Source organism: Pseudoalteromonas sp. SIMBA_162 (assembly GCF_046535955.1).
Taxonomy (GTDB): Bacteria; Pseudomonadota; Gammaproteobacteria; order Enterobacterales; family Alteromonadaceae; genus Pseudoalteromonas; species Pseudoalteromonas marina.
Genome location: NZ_JAWJBQ010000549.1, coordinates 1 through 265, shown reverse-complemented (window position 1 = coordinate 265; position 265 = coordinate 1). Strand labels below are relative to the sequence as shown.

The 265-nt window shown below is 63.4% G+C and carries 1 pseudogene; it reads left to right on the top strand.

What is annotated here, in order from left to right:
- Nucleotides 1–265, top strand: a pseudogene (gene prpD / locus R0J88_RS20875) (2-methylcitrate dehydratase); the annotation flags it as partial.

Below are 265 nucleotides of genomic sequence, written 5' to 3'. Positions count from 1 at the left end.
CGATGCTTCCAGCCGGGGCGTGCGCCTGGCCGATATCGCCCTGCGCGGCGAGATGGGCGTGCCGGGCGTGCTCACGGCGCCGCAGTGGGGGTTCTACGACGTATCGTTCAGTCATACCAACAAAGACTTGGCGCTCAAGCCTGCCGGGCAGTACGAGCTGCGTCTGCCTCAGGCCTTGGGCAGCTATGTGATGGAAAACGTGTTGTTCAAGGTCAGTTTCCCTGCCGAGTTTCATGCCCAGACCGCCTGTGAGGCGGCAGTGACC